The following is an 18113-nucleotide window of genomic DNA, read 5'->3' as shown; positions in this document are numbered from 1 at the left end:
TTAACTAAAAGAATCAGTTAAACGTTTTATTTTATGAAAAGGAAATATAAACATTTAGAACAAATAATATAGGATAGAGAACTTATACCATTAGGTTTAGTATTACTTGTTCTTATTCATAATTATTAAGGTTATTTACTCTAGGTGAAAACAAAAAAAGTTCTGATTTCACAGAACTTCTTTTGTTTAATATATTATACAGTCAATATTATTGAGCTCTAAAATCAACTTAGCTTATACCATTTTTAGTAAATAAGGTTAATTTTTATAAAAAATTAATCTCTACCTCCAAATACTTGAAGAGCCCAATACAATAAAGACGCTAATGCACCAATGGCAGCAACTAAATAAGTTCTTGCAGCCCATTTTAGTGCGTCTTCAGATCCTTTATATTCTTCAGGCGTTACCATATTTTTAGCTTTTAACCATGCTAAAGCTCTGTTACTGGCATCATATTCTACAGGTAATGTTATAAAGCTAAATAGTGTAGCAAATCCCATAAATAATAATCCTGCTACCGCAACCCAATAGCCTAAGCCTACTCCTGCAGCAGCACCTAATACTAAGCCACCAATGACTAGCCATTGCGACATACCAGACGTAACACTTACAATTGGTACTAGAGCAGATCGCATACCTAATGCACTATACGCTTGTGCATGTTGTACTGCGTGTCCACACTCGTGAGCTGCTACTGCAGCTGAAGCGGCATTGCGCTGGTTGTAAACGGATTCACTTAAGTTTACCGTTTTATTTCTAGGGTTATAATGATCTGTTAATTGTCCTGGTGTAGAAATCACTTCTACATCATAAATACCATTATCAGCTAACATTTTTTCTGCAATTTCTCTACCAGATAAACCATTGCGCAACTGCACTTTAGAATACTTAGTGAATTTACGTTTAAGTTGATTACTCACTAGCCAGCTTACTAAAGCAATAGCGCCAATTAGTATGTAATATCCCATCATTCCGTTCATAATATGTAATTTTAATTTATGTAAATTTAATAAATGAATAGCAAATAATAAGCCAAATTAAAGTTAAGAACTAAAATTTGGCTTTTGTCATATATTAATATGTCAAGTATGCAGTTTACATAGCGTCTACAGACCAATTAAATGCTTCAGCAATTTCTTCATATACTATTTTGCCATTTACTACATTTAAGCCTTTAGCTAACATTGGGTCTTTTTCACAGGCTTTTTCCCATCCTTGGTTTGCTAAACGAATTACGTAAGGTAACGTTACATTAGTTAAAGCTAAAGTTGATGTATATGGCACAGCTCCTGGCATATTTGCAACACAGTAATGTACTACATCATCAATGATATACGTTGGGTCTTCATGCGTAGTAGCTTTTGTAGTTTCCATACAACCACCTTGATCTACAGCGACGTCTACTAAAACAGTACCTGGACGCATATCCTTAAGCATATCTCTTTTTATTAATTTAGGCGCTTTAGCTCCTTTAAGTAAAACACCTCCAACAATTAAATCGTGATCTTTTATACGTTTTCTAATATTGTATTCACTAGAAAATTCGGTAACTACATGGCTAGGCATTACATCATTAACATAACGTAATTGTTTCATATTAATATCCATAACGGTAACATGTGCACCTAAACCAGCAGCCATTTTTGCAGCTTGTATACCAACAACACCTGCACCTAATACAAGTACTCGTCCTGGAGGCACACCAGGCACACCACCTAACAATACTCCACGTCCTTTAATAGGCTTTTCTAAATATTTTGCACCTTGCTGTATGGCCATTCTTCCGGCAACTTCAGACATTGGTGTTAATAATGGTAAAGAACCATCTTTATCTTCTACTGTTTCATAAGCAATACAAACCGCTTTACTTTTTAACATCGCTTTAGTTAAAGGTTCACTAGAAGCAAAATGAAAATATGTAAATACTACATGATGCGATTGTATTAAAGGGTACTCTTCTTCAATTGGTTCTTTTACTTTTACAATCATATCGCTAGAAGCATAAACTTCTTCAATTGTATCTAACACAATAGCTCCAACATCTATATAGTCTAAGTCTGAAAAACCACTGCCATAACCAGCATCTTTTTGTACGTAAACGACATGTTTGTTTTTAGTTAATTCAAAAACGCCAGCTGGTGTCATACCAACCCTGTTTTCATTGTTTTTAATTTCCTTTGGGACTCCGATTTTCATTTTTTTGTAGATTTTGTGATTAATAGCAATCGAAAATTACTATTAATAAATCTGTTCTTCCAAATTTGAATGTTAATTTGAAATGATTTTTACGGAATTAATATTTTTGAGTTAATATTTTGAATATTTCTAAATTAAGTATTGATTTTCAGGGCAATATGATATTCGTTGAAAGTTTAATAGTTTCGATAACCTGAAATAGTCTATAACCTGAATAAAAGGTTAAAAAAGGGATTTGGTATAATGAGGTTATTAATACTAAATTGTAAAAAACAGTTTTACTCTTACGGACGAGATTGATTTTGTATTTATTGAGTTACGTTATTTCGAGAAGCTAAAGCTATTAATCTTTGCTTGGTGTTATTAAGGTTTTAACGACTCGACCATCTTTAAAGATTATAGTAAGCTGTTTAACGTCACCATTATCAAATACTGCACGTATACCAACATAATAGTTAAATTTATCGACCTCCTGATAATTAGACTCTTTTGGATAACCTAATTGTTGCAGTACTTCTCTTTTTGTGTTATTAATAAACAGATTCCTATCTATGATATCATCTAATATTTGGTAGCGCTCGGTGGGACTTTTTTTCCAACGTTCTTCAGTAAAACGTTTATCAAAGAAGTAAATTAAAGTGGTTGCTAAAACAAATGAAGAAAAAAATATTAAACCAATTTGGTTAATTTGATTATTACGATAGTCAAAATAATCCTTTAAGCCTTTGCGCTTCTTTTTTGTTGCTGGTTTTTCAGTTGATGGCTTATCTAAATACATAATATTACTCTTTTAGAAGTTCAGAGTAACTAAGAAAATATTCTTCTACGCAAGGCGTCATAGCATGCGGATAATTAGGAATAAGAATCACACCTTCTGAAGTTAGATTCCATGTTTTGTATTGCCAATAACTGTTGTCAACAAAAGTTTCGCATTCTTCATCTTGTACGTCATTTTCTGAATGTTGGTATTTGTCTTTTAATTTCTGAAAAAAATCCACTTTTGGGTATATCAATTCAATATCTTCAACTACCTCTAATGTTTCAAGATTAAATGTATAACCAACATTGCCATGAGATGGATGTGCGCCACCACAATACACGCTGTAATGTTTTAAATAGCTTATAAAATTATTATTAACCAAGTTAACGTCATAACTAATCTCAAACCAAGAATTGCAATCTAATTTGTCCTTAGCATCTGAAAGATGAATAGCATCTAAAATAGGATTGAACGTATCTCGTTGTGCTTTTGTAAAACCGTTGCCTAATCTAAATAAAGGCAATTTAGAATAGTATTCTGTAAACCAAACCAACTGCTTATCGTTGTAGTTAACAACACTATCTTTTACAAAGGTTAGTTTAGGGTTTCTAAAGTCTTCTAATGATTCTTGGCTGGTTTCGGTTAAAGCGACTTTAAAAGTTTTGTCTTTTAATTGTAGGGTTCCAATGAGTTGGTTTTTCTTTTTCTTTAATTCGAATACTTCATCCGCATCAAAAACTTTTTCTGGCGTAAAATAGTAATCATCAATTAACGTGACGCTTTCGTTGTTATAACTCCCAGAAATAGGAATGCTAATTAATTTAGAATCGTAAAAATAGAAACCTTCTAATTCTCCTGAAGTTGTGTCGTTTGCGTTTGGATAAACTGTAACTTCTAAATGAATAGGATAATTGCCAACAGTACCAACATAACTTTGAGACCAACCAATAATCGGCAGCAAAGTTATGATGATATGTTTTAAAAGTTTATCCAACAATATTTACAATTTTGCCAGGAACTACAATTATCTTTTTAGGTGTTCTACCATCTAATTGCGCTATGGTTTTCTCGTGAGCCATTACGGTTTTTTCAATCTCGTCTTTAGACATATCCATTGGTAACTCTAAGGTAAAACGCATTTTACCGTTAAACGAAATTGGATATTTTTTACTGCTTTCTACTAAATGACTGGCTTCAAATTTTGGAAAATCAACCGTTGATATAGAACCATCATGTCCTAGTTGACTCCATAATTCTTCTGCAATATGTGGTGCGTAAGGCGAAATTAAAACCAATAAAGGTTCAAGAATTTCTTTACTTGTACACTTTTGAGCAGTTAACTCGTTTACAGCAATCATAAAGGTAGAAACAGAGGTGTTAAAAGAGAAATTCTCAATATCTTCTTCTACTTTCTTTATGGTTTTGTGTAATGTTTTTAGGTTGTCTTTAGTTGGTTCCGCAGCATTTACTTTTAAACCGTTTTCATTGACAAACAGTTTCCAAAGTTTTTTAAGAAAACCATGAACACCAGTTATACCAGCTGTATTCCAAGGTTTGTATTGCTCTAATGGTCCAAGAAACATCTCGTATAAACGTAAACTGTCTGCACCATAATCTGCTACAATATCATCAGGATTAACAACATTGTATTTGGATTTGGACATTTTTTCGACTTCTCGAAGAACAATAATTTTATCTTCTATGAATTTTGCATGTTTGAATTCTGCTCTCCAATTTCTAAACTTAGAAATATCTAATTCATCAGATGCATTTACAAAATTAACATCTACATGTACTTTACTAAATGTAGGAGTTTCTGTTCCTGTAACAGCTAATATTCTTTTCGAAGCCTCTTCATTTGTTTCAGAATTTAAAAAAGCATCAACTAAATTTTTGGAAATAAAAACGTCTCGTCTTTCATTAACTCTATAAACGAAAGCACTAGTTCCCAAAATCATGCCTTGGTTAATCAACTTTTTAAAAGGCTCTTCAACATTAACAAAACCTCTATCTTTTAAAAGTTTTACCCAAAAACGAGAGTACAATAAATGACCAGTTGCGTGTTCGCTTCCACCAATGTATAAATCAACATTTTCCCAATAATTCAATGCATCTTCAGTTGCAAAAACACCATCTCTATTGGCTGCATCTTCCATATAGCGGAAGAAATACCAAGAACTTCCTGCCCAACCTGGCATGGTGTTGAGTTCTAAAGGAAATACAGTTTTGTGGTCTATCAACTCATTGTTAACAACTAAAGACTGAGTGGTATCCCAAGCCCAAACGTCTGCACGTCCTAAAGGTGGTTCGCCTTCTTCGGTTGGTAAATATTTTTCTACTTCTGGTAATTTAATTGGTAAATGTTCAGCATCTATCATTTGTGGCATGCCATTTACATAATACACTGGGAACGGTTCACCCCAATAACGTTGACGAGAAAATACAGCATCTCGTAATCTGTAATTGGTTTTACCTTCGCCTTGTTGCAATTGTTCAAGCTCGTAAATAGCACGTTTACTTGCTTTTTTGTAGTTCATGCCGTTAAGGAAATCACTATTAGCAATTTTTACATTGTCTTTAGAAGTAAATGCCTCCTCTAACTCCTCCGAAGGAGGAGAATTCTCACTAGAACCTTTAATACTTGATAAATCAAAAATGTTAGGAATTGGAATTCCGAAGTGCTTTGCAAAATCAAAATCACGTTGGTCGCCACAAGGTACAGCCATAACTGCTCCTGTTCCGTAGCTTGCTAGTACGTAATCGCCAATCCAGATAGGAATCGGTTCTTTAGAAAACGGATGTTCTGCATAAGCACCAGTAAACACACCAGAAATGGTTTTTACATCTGCCATTCTATCGCGTTCGCTTCGTTTTGCTGTTTTTTCTATGTACGCTTCAACGTCTGCTTTTTGTTCTGCTGTAGTTATTTGTGATACTAACTCATGTTCTGGTGCAAGGGTCATAAATGACACACCGAAAATGGTATCTGGTCTTGTTGTGAAAACCGAAATAGTATGAGATTCCTCGTCGCTTTGCTCTGTCGGAATGACATTAAAAGTAACAGAGGCTCCAACTGATTTTCCTATCCAGTTTTTCTGAATGTCTTTTAAAGCATCTGTCCAATCAACCGTATCTAAACCTTGTAACAAACGTTCTGCATAAGCCGAAATTCGCATGCTCCATTGGGTCATTTTTTTACGTACCACAGGATGTCCTCCTCGTTCTGAAACGCCATTTACAATTTCGTCGTTAGCTAAAACGGTTCCTAAAGCTGGGCACCAGTTAACTTCGGTTTCCGCTAAATAGGTTAATCTGTATTTTAATAATACTTCTTGTTTTTCAACTTCAGAAAAAGCGTTCCATTCTGCTGCAGTAAAGGGTTCAATGTTTTCATCACAAGCTGCATTTACGGTTGTATTTCCTTCAGCTTCAAATTTTGAAACTAAAGTTTTTATATCTTCAGCTTTATTAGAATCATTATTATACCAAGATTCAAATAATTGAATAAAAATCCACTGTGTCCATTTGTAATATTCAGGATTACTAGTTCTTACTTCTCGACTCCAATCAAAAGAAAAACCAATTTGATCTAATTGTCTTCTGTAGGTTGCAATATTGGTTTCGGTTGTAATTGCAGGATGCTGACCTGTTTGTATAGCATATTGTTCTGCTGGTAACCCAAAACTATCGTAACCTTGAGGATGTAAAACGTTAAAACCCTTATGACGTTTATAACGTGCATAAATATCACTAGCAATATAGCCTAATGGATGACCAACATGTAAACCTGCACCAGAAGGATAAGGAAACATATCTAATACGTAGTATTTTGGTTTGTTGCTGGTATTTGAAGCTTTAAACGTTTGGTTTTTTGCCCAGTAGTCTTGCCATTTTTTTTCAATGGTATTGAAATCGTACATCATTATTTTTTTCGCCTTGTATTGATGTCGCAAATTTAAACTTATTGACTGATAATTAAAGGGCGAAGCGCAAAAATTATAGTTTCTATACCTTTCAAAATTATAGAGATTATTACTTGCATCGTTATAATATTTATTAATTTCGTGATACATTATTTAAGTGGGTAAAAATGAGTGAAAAATTTGAAACTATTCTTTTAGAACATGAGACTTTAAACAAGCTTATCACAGAAAAAGACCTTAATACGTTTGTTAAATTTCCATCTTTTGATACGTTTAGTACCGAATTTATTGATTGGTTAAGTCCAAAATATTACGAAGTTTTTGTTGAAATATACAATACGCATTTAGGTACAAAGAAAGAAGCAAAGGTTGTTAGGCTAATTAATTCTACTTGGTTTTGCAATGCAGAAACAACAAATCGAATTGTAGAATTTTTATCTGAGCGTTTAGATGCTACGGTAGAATTATCTAAACAATTGAATAAAAAAATTAAAGGAAATAAAAACCTTGAAGACATTATTAATGTCAGTGCAGCAATGGTAAACAATGTTTTAAATTACATTAATAAGGCCATTTTTGAAAAAAATCATCCTGCGATTATAGAGAAAAAGAATGAAATTTTAGATAATAGCTTGGCGGTTTGCGAAGAGCTAAAACAATATAAAGCCTCTAGCGAAGTAGAATTTACAATGTTTAATGGTATTTTAGACCGATTAAAAAGTATTAAATTAAACGATGTACAATCTGCACGTTACCAGGCTTGTCTTAGTAAATCTAAGTCATCTTCTAATAAATACCTAGTAGTAACCGTTATTCTTGTTGTATTATTTATAATTAGAATGATAGTAAGGTTTGTGAATTAAACAAATAATATTTTACAGAATTAATATATGGCATCATCTTTTGACAAATACCAAAAACGTAAACTAATATCTTCTTACGTATCTGTGGTGATAAGTATTGCATTGGTATTATTTCTTTTAGGCTGTTTAGGGCTTTTAGTAATTAACTCTAAAAAAGTAGCTGACCACTTTAAAGAACAGGTGGTAATGACTATTTATTTAAATGACACAGCAAAAGAAGTAGAAGTCAATCAGCTAAAAAAGAGTTTAGCAATGGCAGACTATACTAAAGATGCAATATATGTATCTAAAGAAGAAGCAGCTGAGTTTATGAAAGCTGAAACAGGTGAAGACTTTATGGATTTTGTAGGATATAATCCGCTTAAAAATTCAATAGATGTACATTTAAAAGCCGATTTTGTAACCACAGAACAATTAACAGAAATTACAGACAGCTTGTCTAATAAAGCTTTTATTGAAGAAATTAGATATGATAATGATTTGGTTGAGTTGATGAATGATAATGTGAAAAAAATCACTTTTTGGGTTCTACTTATTAGTGGATTATTTACGTTAATTGCTGTTTTATTAATTAATAGTTCTATCCGTTTGGCTGTATATTCTAAACGATTTATTATTAAAACCATGCAAATGGTTGGCGCAACAAAGCGTTTTATACGTAGACCATTTGTTTGGAAAAGTGTTCAATTAGGAATCATTGGTGCTTTATTGGCTTTAGCAGGTATGGCAGTTGTATTATACTACCTAGATGTAACGTTTCCTGAATTAGAATTACTTAAAAACACTGTTTTAATTATAGCATTATTTGTTGGGATTTTCCTTTTAGGAATCCTCATTACGTGGGTTAGTACCTTCATTGCCACACAACGTTTCTTAAATTTAAAGACGGATCAGTTGTATTATTAAGAATGAAAGTCGATATAAATAAAATAATTTCTTTACCTTTTATCTACATAGGTCTTTTAAGCTTACTCGATTTTTTTTTAAAGGATTATGATGACAGAAATAATTATAATCTTTCTACAGGTAATTATCTCATTATTTTTACTGTAGCTGTATGTGCAGTAATGCTTTTTGTTTTGAAAAATTCTCAAGAGACAGATAAGTTTATAAAGATAGCGAAGAGTTTTGCATATGGTATATTCTTTGGATTTATTTCTGTGATATATGTAACTTTAGTCAAAAATCAAACGGGATTTTATTTAAATAGAATTTATACAAAAAGTATAGTCGAAGAAGATTTTGAAATATTTAATAGAGGAATTTTTGATAAAGATAGTATTGTTGGATTAAGGTCTATGAATGATGATTATTGGTTTATGACATATAATAAATTTTCTTATGAGGATTTATTATTGATTGAAGATAATGATACGATAAAAATTAAAATGGGTATTGGAGTATTTAATAGGCCATTTTTGTATAACGGTAAGATTGAAATTGTAAAGTAAAATTGAACTAAAAAGACGTTAGTTTTTAAATTCACAAACTCTTAACGTCTCAATTATAAATAAATCTGTTACTTTGCAAACAACAAAAGCCTAGCTGAAAAGATTATGGGAGAGCAAAAAAGAAAAGAAGAATCTAAGTCCGAATTTATATTCGGGAAGAAAAACTATAAATTCTTATTTATCGGTTTAGCATTTATTGTTGTTGGGTTTATCCTAATGTCTGGTGGAGGAAGCGATGATCCTAATGTTTTTGATGAGTCTATTTACAGTTGGAGACGAATTCGTTTAGCACCAACTTTAGTGCTTATTGGTTTTGGTATTCAGGTTTATGCCATTCTTTTAAATCCTAATAAGGAAACTAAGAAATAAACGCTTTTTTTTCACTTTTACTATGTCACTTTCTGATTATTGATACTTTTGTCTCATGGAAATTATTGATGCTATTATTTTAGGAATTATTCAGGGACTTACAGAATTCTTGCCTGTCTCGTCAAGTGGTCACTTAGAATTAGGGAAAGCAATTCTTGGAGATAATTCTGTTCCAAAAGAAAGTTTATTATTTACGGTAGTACTTCATTTTGCAACGGCCTTAAGTACAATGGTGATTTTTAGAAAAGATATTTTAGAAATAATTAAAGGTGTTTTAAAATTTGAATGGAATGAAGACTTACAATTTGTTTCAAAAATTGCCTTATCAATGTTACCTGCTGTTGTTGTAGGTGTCTTTTTCGAAAAACAATTAGAGCAACTTTTTAATGGTAATATTCTTTTAGTAGGTTGTATGCTAATTGTAACAGCTGTGTTACTGTACTTGGCAGATAAAGCAAAAGATACACAGAAGAAAGTATCGTTTTCTAATGCGTTTGTTATTGGTGTATCGCAAGCCATTGCTATGTTACCAGGAATTTCGCGTTCTGGTGCCACAATTTCTACATCTGTTTTATTAGGCAATGATAAAACCAAAGCAGCTCGTTTCTCTTTTCTAATGGTTGTACCTTTAATATTTGGTAAAATAGCGAAAGACCTTTTAGGAGGCGAATTAACCTATGATAGTTCTAATTTTACAGCCTTAAGCGTTGGGTTTATTGCTGCATTTGTAGCAGGTTTATTTGCTTGTACTTGGATGATTGCTTTAGTAAAAAAAAGTAAATTATCTTACTTCGCTATTTATTGTTTAATTGTTGGTGTTGTTGCCATCATATGGTCTTTAATTTAATGCAAACCGAAGAAGACTTTTTAGCGGGACAAGTTTTATTAATTGATAAACCCTTAACATGGACATCGTTTCAAGCAGTAAATAAATTGCGTTGGGAGATTCGTCAAGCGTTCAATATTAAAAAAATTAAAGTCGGTCATGCAGGTACTTTAGATCCATTAGCAACAGGTTTGTTGGTAATTTGTACTGGTAAAATGACCAAACAGATTAACATTTTTCAAGGACAAGAAAAAGAATACACTGGGACTTTTACCTTAGGAGAAACTACACCTTCTTTCGATTTAGAATCAGAGGTTAACGAAACTTTTGCTACAGAGCATATTACAGAAGACTTAATACATGCCACAACAAAACAGTTTATAGGTAAAATAGAACAATTTCCACCTATGTTTTCTGCAATAAAAAAAGATGGTAAACGTTTATACGAATACGCTAGAGCAGGAGAAACTGTTGAAATAAAACCAAGACAAGTTGAAATCACTGAGTTTGAAATTACTCATATTAATCAATTAAAATTACACTTTAGAGTAGTTTGTAGTAAAGGAACTTATATTAGATCATTAGCCAATGACTTTGGTAAAGCTCTAAATTCTGGCGCTCATTTATCCTCATTACGTCGTACAAGAATTGGTGATTTTAAAGTTGATGATGCACTTACTCCAGAAGAATTTATGGCTAGTTTGCCATCAAAAGATTAATTTTTACTTTAGTTTTATTGGTTAGTATTTCAACTATTTCGTTGTTATATTCGTATATCTTGTAAACTTTGATTTATTTCTATTGAATTTTATTGAACAACATAAGGCATTAATAATCACAATTCTTATCTCAGGTATTGTGATTCTTGTTTTGTTTAGTGCTCAAATAAAACTAAAAGGCAAGCTTCTTACAGAGAGTTATTATTTACTTGAACCAGAGCCAGAACTTAATAAAATAGAAGAAGAACTTCAGAAACTTGAAGAATTAAACTCAGAATCTACAAACAAGGCGTTTAATGAAGATCAAGAGTATAAGGAAATGATGCGCAATTTTAAATCAATTAGCGCCAATGACTTTGAACGGACTACAAAAGCAATTGAAGAGGCTAAAGCAAATACGGTTACAGATTCTCAAGAGGAATCCCAAGTCAATAAATCTTTTACGAATAATGGAGAGTATGCTTTAAATACTAACGAAACAGAATCTTATAAAAAACTCCAAGAAGAATTGCGGCAACGCTTAAAGAATAAGAAACAAGCAGATGAGCATGCCAAAAATAAAGGCACACTGACGTATTCTTTAAAAGGAAGAACCTTAACGTATTATAAAATACCACGTTACCTCTGTGAAATTGGAGGAAAAATTGTGGTTAATATAAAAGTCAATGCATCTGGAGATGTCTATGATGCGTATGTAAATGGCTCATCCAATTCTAATAACAAATGCTTAACGGATCATGCCATTGCTTATGCAAAGTCAGTAGAGTTTGATGCTTCTAGTATAAAAGACCAAATAGGCACTATTACCTTTATGTTTAAAGGGAAATAATATTATTTACAGCAATTACTAATATTTCTACTAGATACTAATTAACCTAATAAAAGTACCAAATCTTCTATAATAGATTGTCCTTTATCTTTATTGTACCAACGTTGTAAATCTTCTTTAAATTCTGGAGTAATTACACCGTGTTCTTCTTTGTAAGCCTTAACCATATTAGTAGCTACAGTTGGTCTTGGTCCAAAAGTGTTTAAGACTTCATTGGTTTCAGAATCTAACATTATTAATTTTGGTACTGCTTTTCCGCCATTGGTTAAAAACTGATTCATTAAAGCTTCGTTTTCATCTCTAATTACAATTTTATAATCAATATTATCATTAACCTCAGCCGCTTTATTAATAATAGGCATAATATGTGCAGCATCACCACACCAACTTTCAGAAATTACTAGCCAAGTGACTTTTCTGTCAAAGTTTTCAATCTTGGTTTTTAGGTCTTCTGCAACTTTTCCTGTTTTGTCCCAACGTCTCATACGACGGTCGTTAAGTTGTGTGTATTCAACTAAGGCTTCTGATTTGTCGTTTCCTGTTGTAGATTTTTCTTCAACTAATTTTATAACTAAGTCTCTATATTCAGCATAAGTCATACTATTTTTAAGACTTTCTGAAATGATATCTTTTATTGTAAGTGTGTCTGTTTCCATAGAACAAAAATATAATACTATTGCCATTTTTTATGCAACTGTTGTTACATTAGTAGCGCTAATTAAAATTCCTTACAAATGAATAAAAATAGATGTGGTTGGTGTGCCGGAAATGAGTTATATGAGGCTTATCATGACGAAGAATGGGCAGTACCTGTTTATGAGGATGCTACATTGTTTGAATTTTTAATTCTTGAAACGTTTCAGGCAGGTTTAAGCTGGATTACCATTTTAAATAAGCGAGAAAATTTTAGAAAAGCCTTCGATAATTTTGACTATAAGAAAATAGCAAATTATAAATTGCATAAAGTTGAAACTTTATTACAAGATGCTGGTATTGTTAGAAATAAATTAAAAGTGAATGCTGCCATAACCAATGCAGAAGCTTTTATGAAAATACAAGATGAATTTAGTTCCTTTTCTAAATACATTTGGGGTTTTGTGGATGGAAAACCTATTAAAAATAAGGTGAAGAATTATAAAAATGCACCAGGAAATACGGCTTTAAGTGATGTGATAAGTAAAGATTTAAAAAAACGCGGCTTTAAGTTTGTAGGCTCAACAGTAATTTATGCCTATATGCAAGCAATAGGAATGGTTAATGATCATGAGATGAGTTGCTTTAGATATAATGAGGTTTAATTGAGTTATAGATATTTTATAAATTCTATTCTGCTCAGATTTTTAGCGCCTAAACTCTCCAAATGTTTAGTGTGCAATTGGCAATCTATCAATTTAAAATTAGAGTTTTTAATAAAAGTAATAAAGCCAACTTTACTAGCATTACTCACTTTAGCAAACATACTTTCTCCACAAAAAACATTATCATTAATGGCAATGCCATATAAACCACCAACTAATGCTTTATTTTGCCAAACTTCTATAGATTTTGCATATCCAAGATTGTGTAGTTTAAGATAAGCCTCAATCATGCCATCCGTAATCCAAGTACCATCTTGGTCTGTACGTTTTGCTAAGGCACAATTTTCTATTACAGCTTTAAATGCTTTATTCTCTGTGACTTTAAAGTTTCCTTTTCTTAATACTTGTTTCATGCTTTTTGAGACTTTTAAATCTTCCGGGAATAATACAAAACGAGGGTCTGGCGACCACCATAATATAGGTTCTTCATCTTGAAACCATGGAAAAATTCCGTTAGAGTAGGCATGGAGTAATCGTTGAGGAGATAAATCGCCTCCAATGGCTAAGAGTCCTTCGGAAGAAGCCTCTGAGACCTCTGGAAATTCAATTTTTTCGGTTAGAAAGTGCATTTTTTAAAATTGTAATAACTTACTAAGCTGTTAAATTAAGTCTTTAGCTTTGATACTAAAAGATTTTTAGTGATATTTGAATTGACTTTTATAAATTAAATTTTTGTTCATCATTGCTTTTTTTTAATTTATTTATAGAGGTCAAACCTAAAACCACAATACTAAGTCCTGACTAACCATCAGGACTTTTTTAGTTTATATATTTATGTAAACTAAAAAAGACCTGCTTTAAATATAAAGCAAGTCTTTTTTTTAATGTTAAATTTTCTTTTTAGAAAGGAAGGTCGTCATTATCACCTTCATTTAAATCACTAACAGGCTCAAAAGCTTCTGTTGGTGGTACAGGAGGCATATCTCCACTTGCAGCTGGTTGTAAAGCTTCTATTCTCCAACCTTGTATAGAGTTAAAATATTTAGTTTCACCTTGTGGGTTTACCCATTCTCTTCCTCTTAAGTTGATGTTTATTTTAACCTGCTGACCTACTTTGTAGCTGTTTAATAAATCTGTTTTATCTTGAACAAATTCCACCATAATATGCTGTGGATACTGCTCTTCTGTAGTGACTACAATTTCTCTTTTTCTAAACCCATTACTTCCAAAAGTTTGAGTCTCTCCTACCATTTTAATACGTCCTTGTACTTCCATTTTTTGCTTAATCTATAATTTAATTTAATTCTTATTTAATTTTGAGACTACGAAAGTAATAACTTCCAAGCACTTTTTACGTCTCCATAGCTCAAATAATTTCGAGCTAGTTTATGTTTTTCTCTATGCGATGCTGTTTTAATATCTGGATAACGTTCTGATATGTCTTCAACAAATTTATTAACTTCATCTTTACTTGGCAATGCTTCAACATTAGCTAACATTCCGAGATTATTTCCTGTTAAAATCATACTATTTCTAATATGTTCTGGCATATTATCTACTCCAATTCCTAAGGTTTGTAGTGGTTTAGGTATTTCAAAAAAACCTTTATTTGCCCTACTATAATAGCTGCCACCAGCTCTTGCTACTAAATCTAAAGCTTCCTGGTTTATCGTTTGGTCTTCGTTTAAGACATCTTCAGAAATATGAAGTTTTAAAACTTCGCAAATTACTAAATTACCAGCACCACCTTCTGTGCCTAATTTTACAATGTCGTTTACTTTACATTCAAATTGTATAGGTGATTCTGCTACTCTAAAAGGCTTAATTTTATCTGAAGGTAACATGGTTAATCCGGCTTTTTCAAACTCATTTGTTCCTTCAGGATACTCTGTACTTGTTAAAGACATTTGCTGCACTAAATCATAGTTTACAACATTAATTACCACTTCCTTTACGGCTTCAACATTATCTAATGTATGCTTTGTAGTATTATCTCTAACTCGTCTCGCAGGAGAAAATATTAATATTGGTGGATTGGCACTAAATACATTAAAAAAACTAAAAGGCGATAAATTTGAGTTGCCTTCTGCATCAATGGTACTTGCAAAAGCGATTGGTCTTGGTGCTACTGCACTCAATAAATAGCTATGTAAAACACCTGTAGTAAGGTCCTGAGGGTCTAATGATACCATGTATTTATCTGATTTTCAACAAATATAATTATATTGACTTGCCAATGAAAGTATTTTATAAACATTAGTGTGCAATATTATTAACAGTTTTGCATTATATTTAGAATTGAATAAAATAACTAATGACTTTTAGCTTAAACCGAAATATAATCCGTTGGGTTATTATTGTATCTTCATTTATAATTATTTCTCTAATTCTTTGGAATACTTATACGTTTTTTCAAAATTTTAAAGCTGAAGAACGATCCAAGATGAAAACGTGGTCTGTTGCCCAGATTGATTTAAATAGTATGGGTGATTTAGACTTTGATGTAAACCCTGTAACATCACAAGTACTTACCGAAACTATTATAAGTACACCAGTTATTGTTACCGACGAAATTGGAGAAGTTAATTTTTCTAGTAATATTGATAGCGTTACTTTGGCAAACCCTAAAAAGTTAAAAGCACTTATTAGTAAATATGAAAGTGAAAATCAACCAATCCCTATTGTCGTTAATAAAAAAGTCATACAAACTATTTATTATGGTAATTCACCACTATTAAACAAATTAAAATACTACCCTTTAGCGTTATTACTAATTATTTTTCTTTTTGGAGCTGTTGTGTATTTCTTTTATAGAAGTTCTAAAATAGCAGAGCAGAATAAACTTTGGACAGGTATGGCAAAGGAGACTGCTCACCAGATTGGTACGCCATTATCCTCTTTAGTGGGTTGGGCAGAAATATTGAAGACCGAAAACGTAAATCCTGATTATATTTTAGAAATTCAAAAAGATATTGATAGGCTTCAAACCATTACGGAGCGTTTTAGTAAAATAGGTTCTATACCTACACTTAAAACAATGGATATTGTTAAAGTAACACAATCATCTTATGAGTATTTAAAATCACGTTCCTCTAAGCTTATAAATTTTGAAATTGTAATACCTGATAGAGAAATTTTAGTGAGTTTAAATGAGCAACTTTTAAGTTGGACAATTGAAAACCTAGTAAAAAATGCTATTGATGCCATGAAAGGTAAAGGCAAATTAAAACTAGAGTTAACTCAGCTAGAAAGACAAGTGTTTATTAATATATCTGATACCGGAAAAGGAATTCCGAAATCGTCATTTACAAAAATTTTTGAGCCAGGTTACACTACTAAAAAACGTGGTTGGGGACTTGGTTTATCTTTAGCAAAACGTATTGTTAACGATTACCACAATGGAAAAATAAAAGTTTTAACTTCAGAAATTGGAAAGGGAACAACGATTCAAATAATGCTGAAACAAGTTTAGATAAGAATTAAGATATTAAATGTTGAAAAAGCTTTTAAGCCTAACAATTTAATTATCAAAATTTTATATTAAATTTGAGCATGAGTTTGTCACAATTTTTTACATTAAAACAGGCTAGGATAAGTAATAACTGTCCGGAATGTTATTCTAATGATAGCTTAGAACTTACAATTAAGCAAAAGTTAATAGAAACCCAATTTTATAAATCTATTACTAATGAAATTGTAAGTGAAATTTGTTGTCTTAACTGTGATGTTCAGATTTTTCCGATTCGATGGACAGATGATATTGAGCAAGTAGTAAACTACCACAAAAGAGGACTTAATAAAAAGCCAATGTCTTTGAAGTTAAAACCTATGTCTTGGGGAATAATTACATTTCTTATTGTAATTATTACAGCGGTTATTTTAATTTCTACAGGAATAATTGCAATTTAATTAAGATGAAATCTATAGATAAGAAGCTATTTTTTTTGCAATGGCCTTAAATTCTTCTGGCTCTAATTTTTGCTTATTAGAAAAACGAGCATCATCCATGGTGTGTAATGGAATGAGGTGCACATGCGTATGTGGTACTTCTAGACCAATTACAGACATGCCAATACGTTCACAAGGCACAGCTTTTTCTAGAGCAATAGCCACTTTTCTAGAAAATTGCATTAGTCCTAAATAGGTGTCTTCATCTAAATCAAAAATTTTATCAACCTCTTTTTTAGGGATGCAAAGTGTATGACCTTTAGAATTAGGGTTAATATCTAAAAACGCAAAAAAATCGTCAGTTTCTGCAACTTTGTAAGATGGTATTTCGCCTGAAATTATTTTTGTAAATAATGTTGCCATGGTAATTGATGTTGTGACTTCTATAAATATAAAAAGATTCCTGCAAAAAGGAATCTTTTTATAATATAACTGTAAAGATTATTTTTATTTATCTCGAAATTTCTAAAATATCAAATTTCATTGTTCCGTTTGGTACTTGTATTTCTGCCGTGTCTCCAACAGATTTTCCTAATAAACCTTTGCCGATTGGAGAGTTGATAGATATTTTACCAGAAGCTAAATCCGCTTCACTTTCTGCAACCAAAGTATAAGTCATTTCCATACCATTCATTTGGTTTTTAATTTTTACAATAGATAATGCCAATACTTTAGAGGTGTCTAATTGCGACTCGTCAATAACTCTTGCTCCAGATAGAATTTCTTCCATTTTAGAAATTTTCATTTCTAACATACCTTGTGCTTCTTTGGCAGCATCATATTCTGCATTTTCACTTAAATCACCTTTATCTCTTGCTTCTGCAATAGCTTGAGAAGCCTTAGGACGCTCTACATCCTTAAGTTGGTTTAACTCTTCTCTTAATTTTTTTAAACCTTCAGCTGTGTAATAAGATACTTTACTCATAATTCC

General features: G+C 31.8%; 21 protein-coding genes. 10 read left to right on the top strand and 11 right to left on the bottom strand.

Going from position 1 to position 18113, the window contains the following annotated elements; genetic code table 11:
* Positions 1-275 precede the first annotated feature (275 nt).
* From HNV10_RS01865 to leuS, 5 genes are all read right to left on the bottom strand, one after another.
* A complete protein-coding gene (locus tag HNV10_RS01865; protein WP_173300041.1) occupies positions 276-971 on the bottom strand; it encodes a zinc metallopeptidase in 696 nt (231 codons plus the stop codon).
* A gap of 124 nt (positions 972-1095) precedes the next feature.
* Positions 1096-2196: an alanine dehydrogenase gene (gene ald / locus HNV10_RS01860; protein ID WP_173299629.1), complete on the bottom strand. Its 1101-nt coding sequence runs from the start codon at positions 2194-2196 to the stop codon at positions 1096-1098.
* 343 nt (positions 2197-2539) lie between these two features.
* On the bottom strand, positions 2540-2974 hold the full coding sequence (locus tag HNV10_RS01855; protein WP_173299628.1) for a hypothetical protein: 435 nt from the start codon (positions 2972-2974) through the stop codon (positions 2540-2542).
* A gap of 4 nt (positions 2975-2978) precedes the next feature.
* Positions 2979-3950: a polysaccharide deacetylase family protein gene (locus HNV10_RS01850; RefSeq protein ID WP_173299627.1), complete on the bottom strand. Its 972-nt coding sequence runs from the start codon at positions 3948-3950 to the stop codon at positions 2979-2981.
* Positions 3943-6879 carry a leucine--tRNA ligase gene (gene leuS, locus HNV10_RS01845; RefSeq protein ID WP_173299626.1) on the bottom strand — a complete coding sequence of 979 codons (2937 nt, stop codon included), beginning with the start codon at positions 6877-6879 and terminating at the stop codon, positions 3943-3945. The genes HNV10_RS01850 and leuS overlap by 8 nt, the downstream gene beginning before the upstream one ends.
* A 167-nt stretch (positions 6880-7046) precedes the next feature.
* Here leuS and HNV10_RS01840 point away from each other — a divergent pair, with 167 nt between their 5' ends.
* The 7 genes from HNV10_RS01840 (at position 7047) to HNV10_RS01810 (ending at position 11936) form a co-directional block, all read left to right on the top strand.
* Entirely contained in the window at positions 7047-7742 is a 696-nt protein-coding gene (locus tag HNV10_RS01840; RefSeq protein WP_173299625.1) for a hypothetical protein, read from the top strand.
* Positions 7743-7769: 27 nt separating this feature from the next.
* The gene (locus tag HNV10_RS01835; RefSeq protein WP_173299624.1) at positions 7770-8648 is read left to right on the top strand and encodes a cell division protein FtsX; all 879 of its coding nucleotides are present in this window, start codon (positions 7770-7772) and stop codon (positions 8646-8648) included.
* Between the two features lie 2 nt (positions 8649-8650).
* On the top strand, positions 8651-9193 hold the full coding sequence (locus tag HNV10_RS01830; protein WP_173299623.1) for a hypothetical protein: 543 nt from the start codon (positions 8651-8653) through the stop codon (positions 9191-9193).
* A gap of 105 nt (positions 9194-9298) precedes the next feature.
* The gene (locus HNV10_RS01825) at positions 9299-9562 is read left to right on the top strand and encodes a DUF3098 domain-containing protein (protein WP_173299622.1); all 264 of its coding nucleotides are present in this window, start codon (positions 9299-9301) and stop codon (positions 9560-9562) included.
* Between the two features lie 55 nt (positions 9563-9617).
* Complete coding sequence (uppP, locus tag HNV10_RS01820; RefSeq protein WP_173299621.1) at positions 9618-10409, top strand: undecaprenyl-diphosphatase UppP; 792 nt, start codon at positions 9618-9620, stop codon at positions 10407-10409.
* Entirely contained in the window at positions 10409-11107 is a 699-nt protein-coding gene (gene truB / locus HNV10_RS01815; protein ID WP_173299620.1) for a tRNA pseudouridine(55) synthase TruB, read from the top strand. Before uppP ends, truB begins: the two co-directional genes overlap by 1 nt.
* Before the next feature lie 82 nt (positions 11108-11189).
* Entirely contained in the window at positions 11190-11936 is a 747-nt protein-coding gene (locus HNV10_RS01810) for a hypothetical protein (RefSeq protein WP_173299619.1), read from the top strand.
* A gap of 41 nt (positions 11937-11977) precedes the next feature.
* Here HNV10_RS01810 and HNV10_RS01805 read toward each other — a convergent pair whose 3' ends face one another.
* Entirely contained in the window at positions 11978-12619 is a 642-nt protein-coding gene (locus HNV10_RS01805) for a thioredoxin family protein (RefSeq protein ID WP_241695439.1), read from the bottom strand.
* Between the two features lie 51 nt (positions 12620-12670).
* On the opposite strand from HNV10_RS01805, the gene HNV10_RS01800 reads away from it, so the two are divergent.
* Positions 12671-13234: a DNA-3-methyladenine glycosylase I gene (locus HNV10_RS01800; protein ID WP_173299618.1), complete on the top strand. Its 564-nt coding sequence runs from the start codon at positions 12671-12673 to the stop codon at positions 13232-13234.
* A gap of 5 nt (positions 13235-13239) precedes the next feature.
* Here the strand turns inward: HNV10_RS01800 and aat are convergent, their stop codons facing one another.
* The 3 genes from aat to HNV10_RS01785 all read right to left on the bottom strand — a co-directional run bounded on the left by aat (position 13240) and on the right by HNV10_RS01785 (position 15426).
* Positions 13240-13863: a leucyl/phenylalanyl-tRNA--protein transferase gene (aat, locus tag HNV10_RS01795; protein WP_173299617.1), complete on the bottom strand. Its 624-nt coding sequence runs from the start codon at positions 13861-13863 to the stop codon at positions 13240-13242.
* 271 nt (positions 13864-14134) lie between these two features.
* The gene (locus HNV10_RS01790; protein WP_173299616.1) at positions 14135-14509 is read right to left on the bottom strand and encodes a DUF3127 domain-containing protein; all 375 of its coding nucleotides are present in this window, start codon (positions 14507-14509) and stop codon (positions 14135-14137) included.
* Between the two features lie 47 nt (positions 14510-14556).
* Positions 14557-15426, bottom strand: coding sequence for a flavin reductase family protein (locus tag HNV10_RS01785; RefSeq protein ID WP_173299615.1), 870 nt, complete (start codon positions 15424-15426; stop codon positions 14557-14559).
* Between the two features lie 122 nt (positions 15427-15548).
* On the opposite strand from HNV10_RS01785, the gene HNV10_RS01780 reads away from it, so the two are divergent.
* Together HNV10_RS01780 and HNV10_RS01775 are read left to right on the top strand one after the other, a co-directional pair.
* Positions 15549-16706 (top strand): sensor histidine kinase, encoded by a 1158-nt coding sequence (locus tag HNV10_RS01780; RefSeq protein WP_173299614.1) that lies wholly within the window; start codon positions 15549-15551, stop codon positions 16704-16706.
* An 80-nt stretch (positions 16707-16786) separates the two neighbouring features.
* Positions 16787-17143, top strand: a complete 357-nt coding sequence (locus tag HNV10_RS01775; RefSeq protein WP_173299613.1) for a hypothetical protein — start codon at positions 16787-16789, stop codon at positions 17141-17143.
* Between the two features lie 12 nt (positions 17144-17155).
* On the opposite strand, the gene HNV10_RS01770 is transcribed toward HNV10_RS01775, so the two are convergent.
* Both HNV10_RS01770 and greA read right to left on the bottom strand, forming a co-directional pair.
* On the bottom strand, positions 17156-17545 hold the full coding sequence (locus HNV10_RS01770; RefSeq protein WP_173299612.1) for an HIT family protein: 390 nt from the start codon (positions 17543-17545) through the stop codon (positions 17156-17158).
* Positions 17546-17633: 88 nt separating this feature from the next.
* Positions 17634-18107: a transcription elongation factor GreA gene (gene greA, locus HNV10_RS01765; protein ID WP_173299611.1), complete on the bottom strand. Its 474-nt coding sequence runs from the start codon at positions 18105-18107 to the stop codon at positions 17634-17636.
* Positions 18108-18113 lie beyond the last annotated feature (6 nt).

The organism is Winogradskyella litoriviva (genome assembly GCF_013249065.1).
Taxonomy (GTDB): domain Bacteria; phylum Bacteroidota; class Bacteroidia; order Flavobacteriales; family Flavobacteriaceae; genus Winogradskyella; species Winogradskyella litoriviva.
The sequence above is the reverse complement of the archived record's forward strand: the minus strand, read 5'-3'. Positions and strand labels throughout refer to the sequence as shown.

Bases quoted from the DNA above. Each gene is read 5' to 3' on its own strand.
- HNV10_RS01865 (WP_173300041.1), bottom strand. From the start codon at position 971: ATGATGGGATATTACATACTAATTGGCGCTATTGCTTTAGTAAGCTGG.
- ald (WP_173299629.1), bottom strand. From the start codon at position 2,196: ATGAAAATCGGAGTCCCAAAGGAAATTAAAAACAATGAAAACAGGGTT.
- HNV10_RS01855 (WP_173299628.1), bottom strand. From the start codon at position 2,974: ATGTATTTAGATAAGCCATCAACTGAAAAACCAGCAACAAAAAAGAAG.
- leuS (WP_173299626.1), bottom strand. From the start codon at position 6,879: ATGATGTACGATTTCAATACCATTGAAAAAAAATGGCAAGACTACTGG.
- HNV10_RS01840 (WP_173299625.1), top strand. From the start codon at position 7,047: ATGAGTGAAAAATTTGAAACTATTCTTTTAGAACATGAGACTTTAAAC.
- HNV10_RS01835 (WP_173299624.1), top strand. From the start codon at position 7,770: ATGGCATCATCTTTTGACAAATACCAAAAACGTAAACTAATATCTTCT.
- HNV10_RS01830 (WP_173299623.1), top strand. From the start codon at position 8,651: ATGAAAGTCGATATAAATAAAATAATTTCTTTACCTTTTATCTACATA.
- HNV10_RS01825 (WP_173299622.1), top strand. From the start codon at position 9,299: ATGGGAGAGCAAAAAAGAAAAGAAGAATCTAAGTCCGAATTTATATTC.
- uppP (WP_173299621.1), top strand. From the start codon at position 9,618: ATGGAAATTATTGATGCTATTATTTTAGGAATTATTCAGGGACTTACA.
- truB (WP_173299620.1), top strand. From the start codon at position 10,409: ATGCAAACCGAAGAAGACTTTTTAGCGGGACAAGTTTTATTAATTGAT.
- HNV10_RS01805 (WP_241695439.1), bottom strand. From the start codon at position 12,619: ATGGCAATAGTATTATATTTTTGTTCTATGGAAACAGACACACTTACA.
- HNV10_RS01800 (WP_173299618.1), top strand. From the start codon at position 12,671: ATGAATAAAAATAGATGTGGTTGGTGTGCCGGAAATGAGTTATATGAG.
- aat (WP_173299617.1), bottom strand. From the start codon at position 13,863: ATGCACTTTCTAACCGAAAAAATTGAATTTCCAGAGGTCTCAGAGGCT.
- HNV10_RS01790 (WP_173299616.1), bottom strand. From the start codon at position 14,509: ATGGAAGTACAAGGACGTATTAAAATGGTAGGAGAGACTCAAACTTTT.
- HNV10_RS01785 (WP_173299615.1), bottom strand. From the start codon at position 15,426: ATGGTATCATTAGACCCTCAGGACCTTACTACAGGTGTTTTACATAGC.
- HNV10_RS01780 (WP_173299614.1), top strand. From the start codon at position 15,549: ATGACTTTTAGCTTAAACCGAAATATAATCCGTTGGGTTATTATTGTA.
- HNV10_RS01775 (WP_173299613.1), top strand. From the start codon at position 16,787: ATGAGTTTGTCACAATTTTTTACATTAAAACAGGCTAGGATAAGTAAT.
- HNV10_RS01770 (WP_173299612.1), bottom strand. From the start codon at position 17,545: ATGGCAACATTATTTACAAAAATAATTTCAGGCGAAATACCATCTTAC.
- greA (WP_173299611.1), bottom strand. From the start codon at position 18,107: ATGAGTAAAGTATCTTATTACACAGCTGAAGGTTTAAAAAAATTAAGA.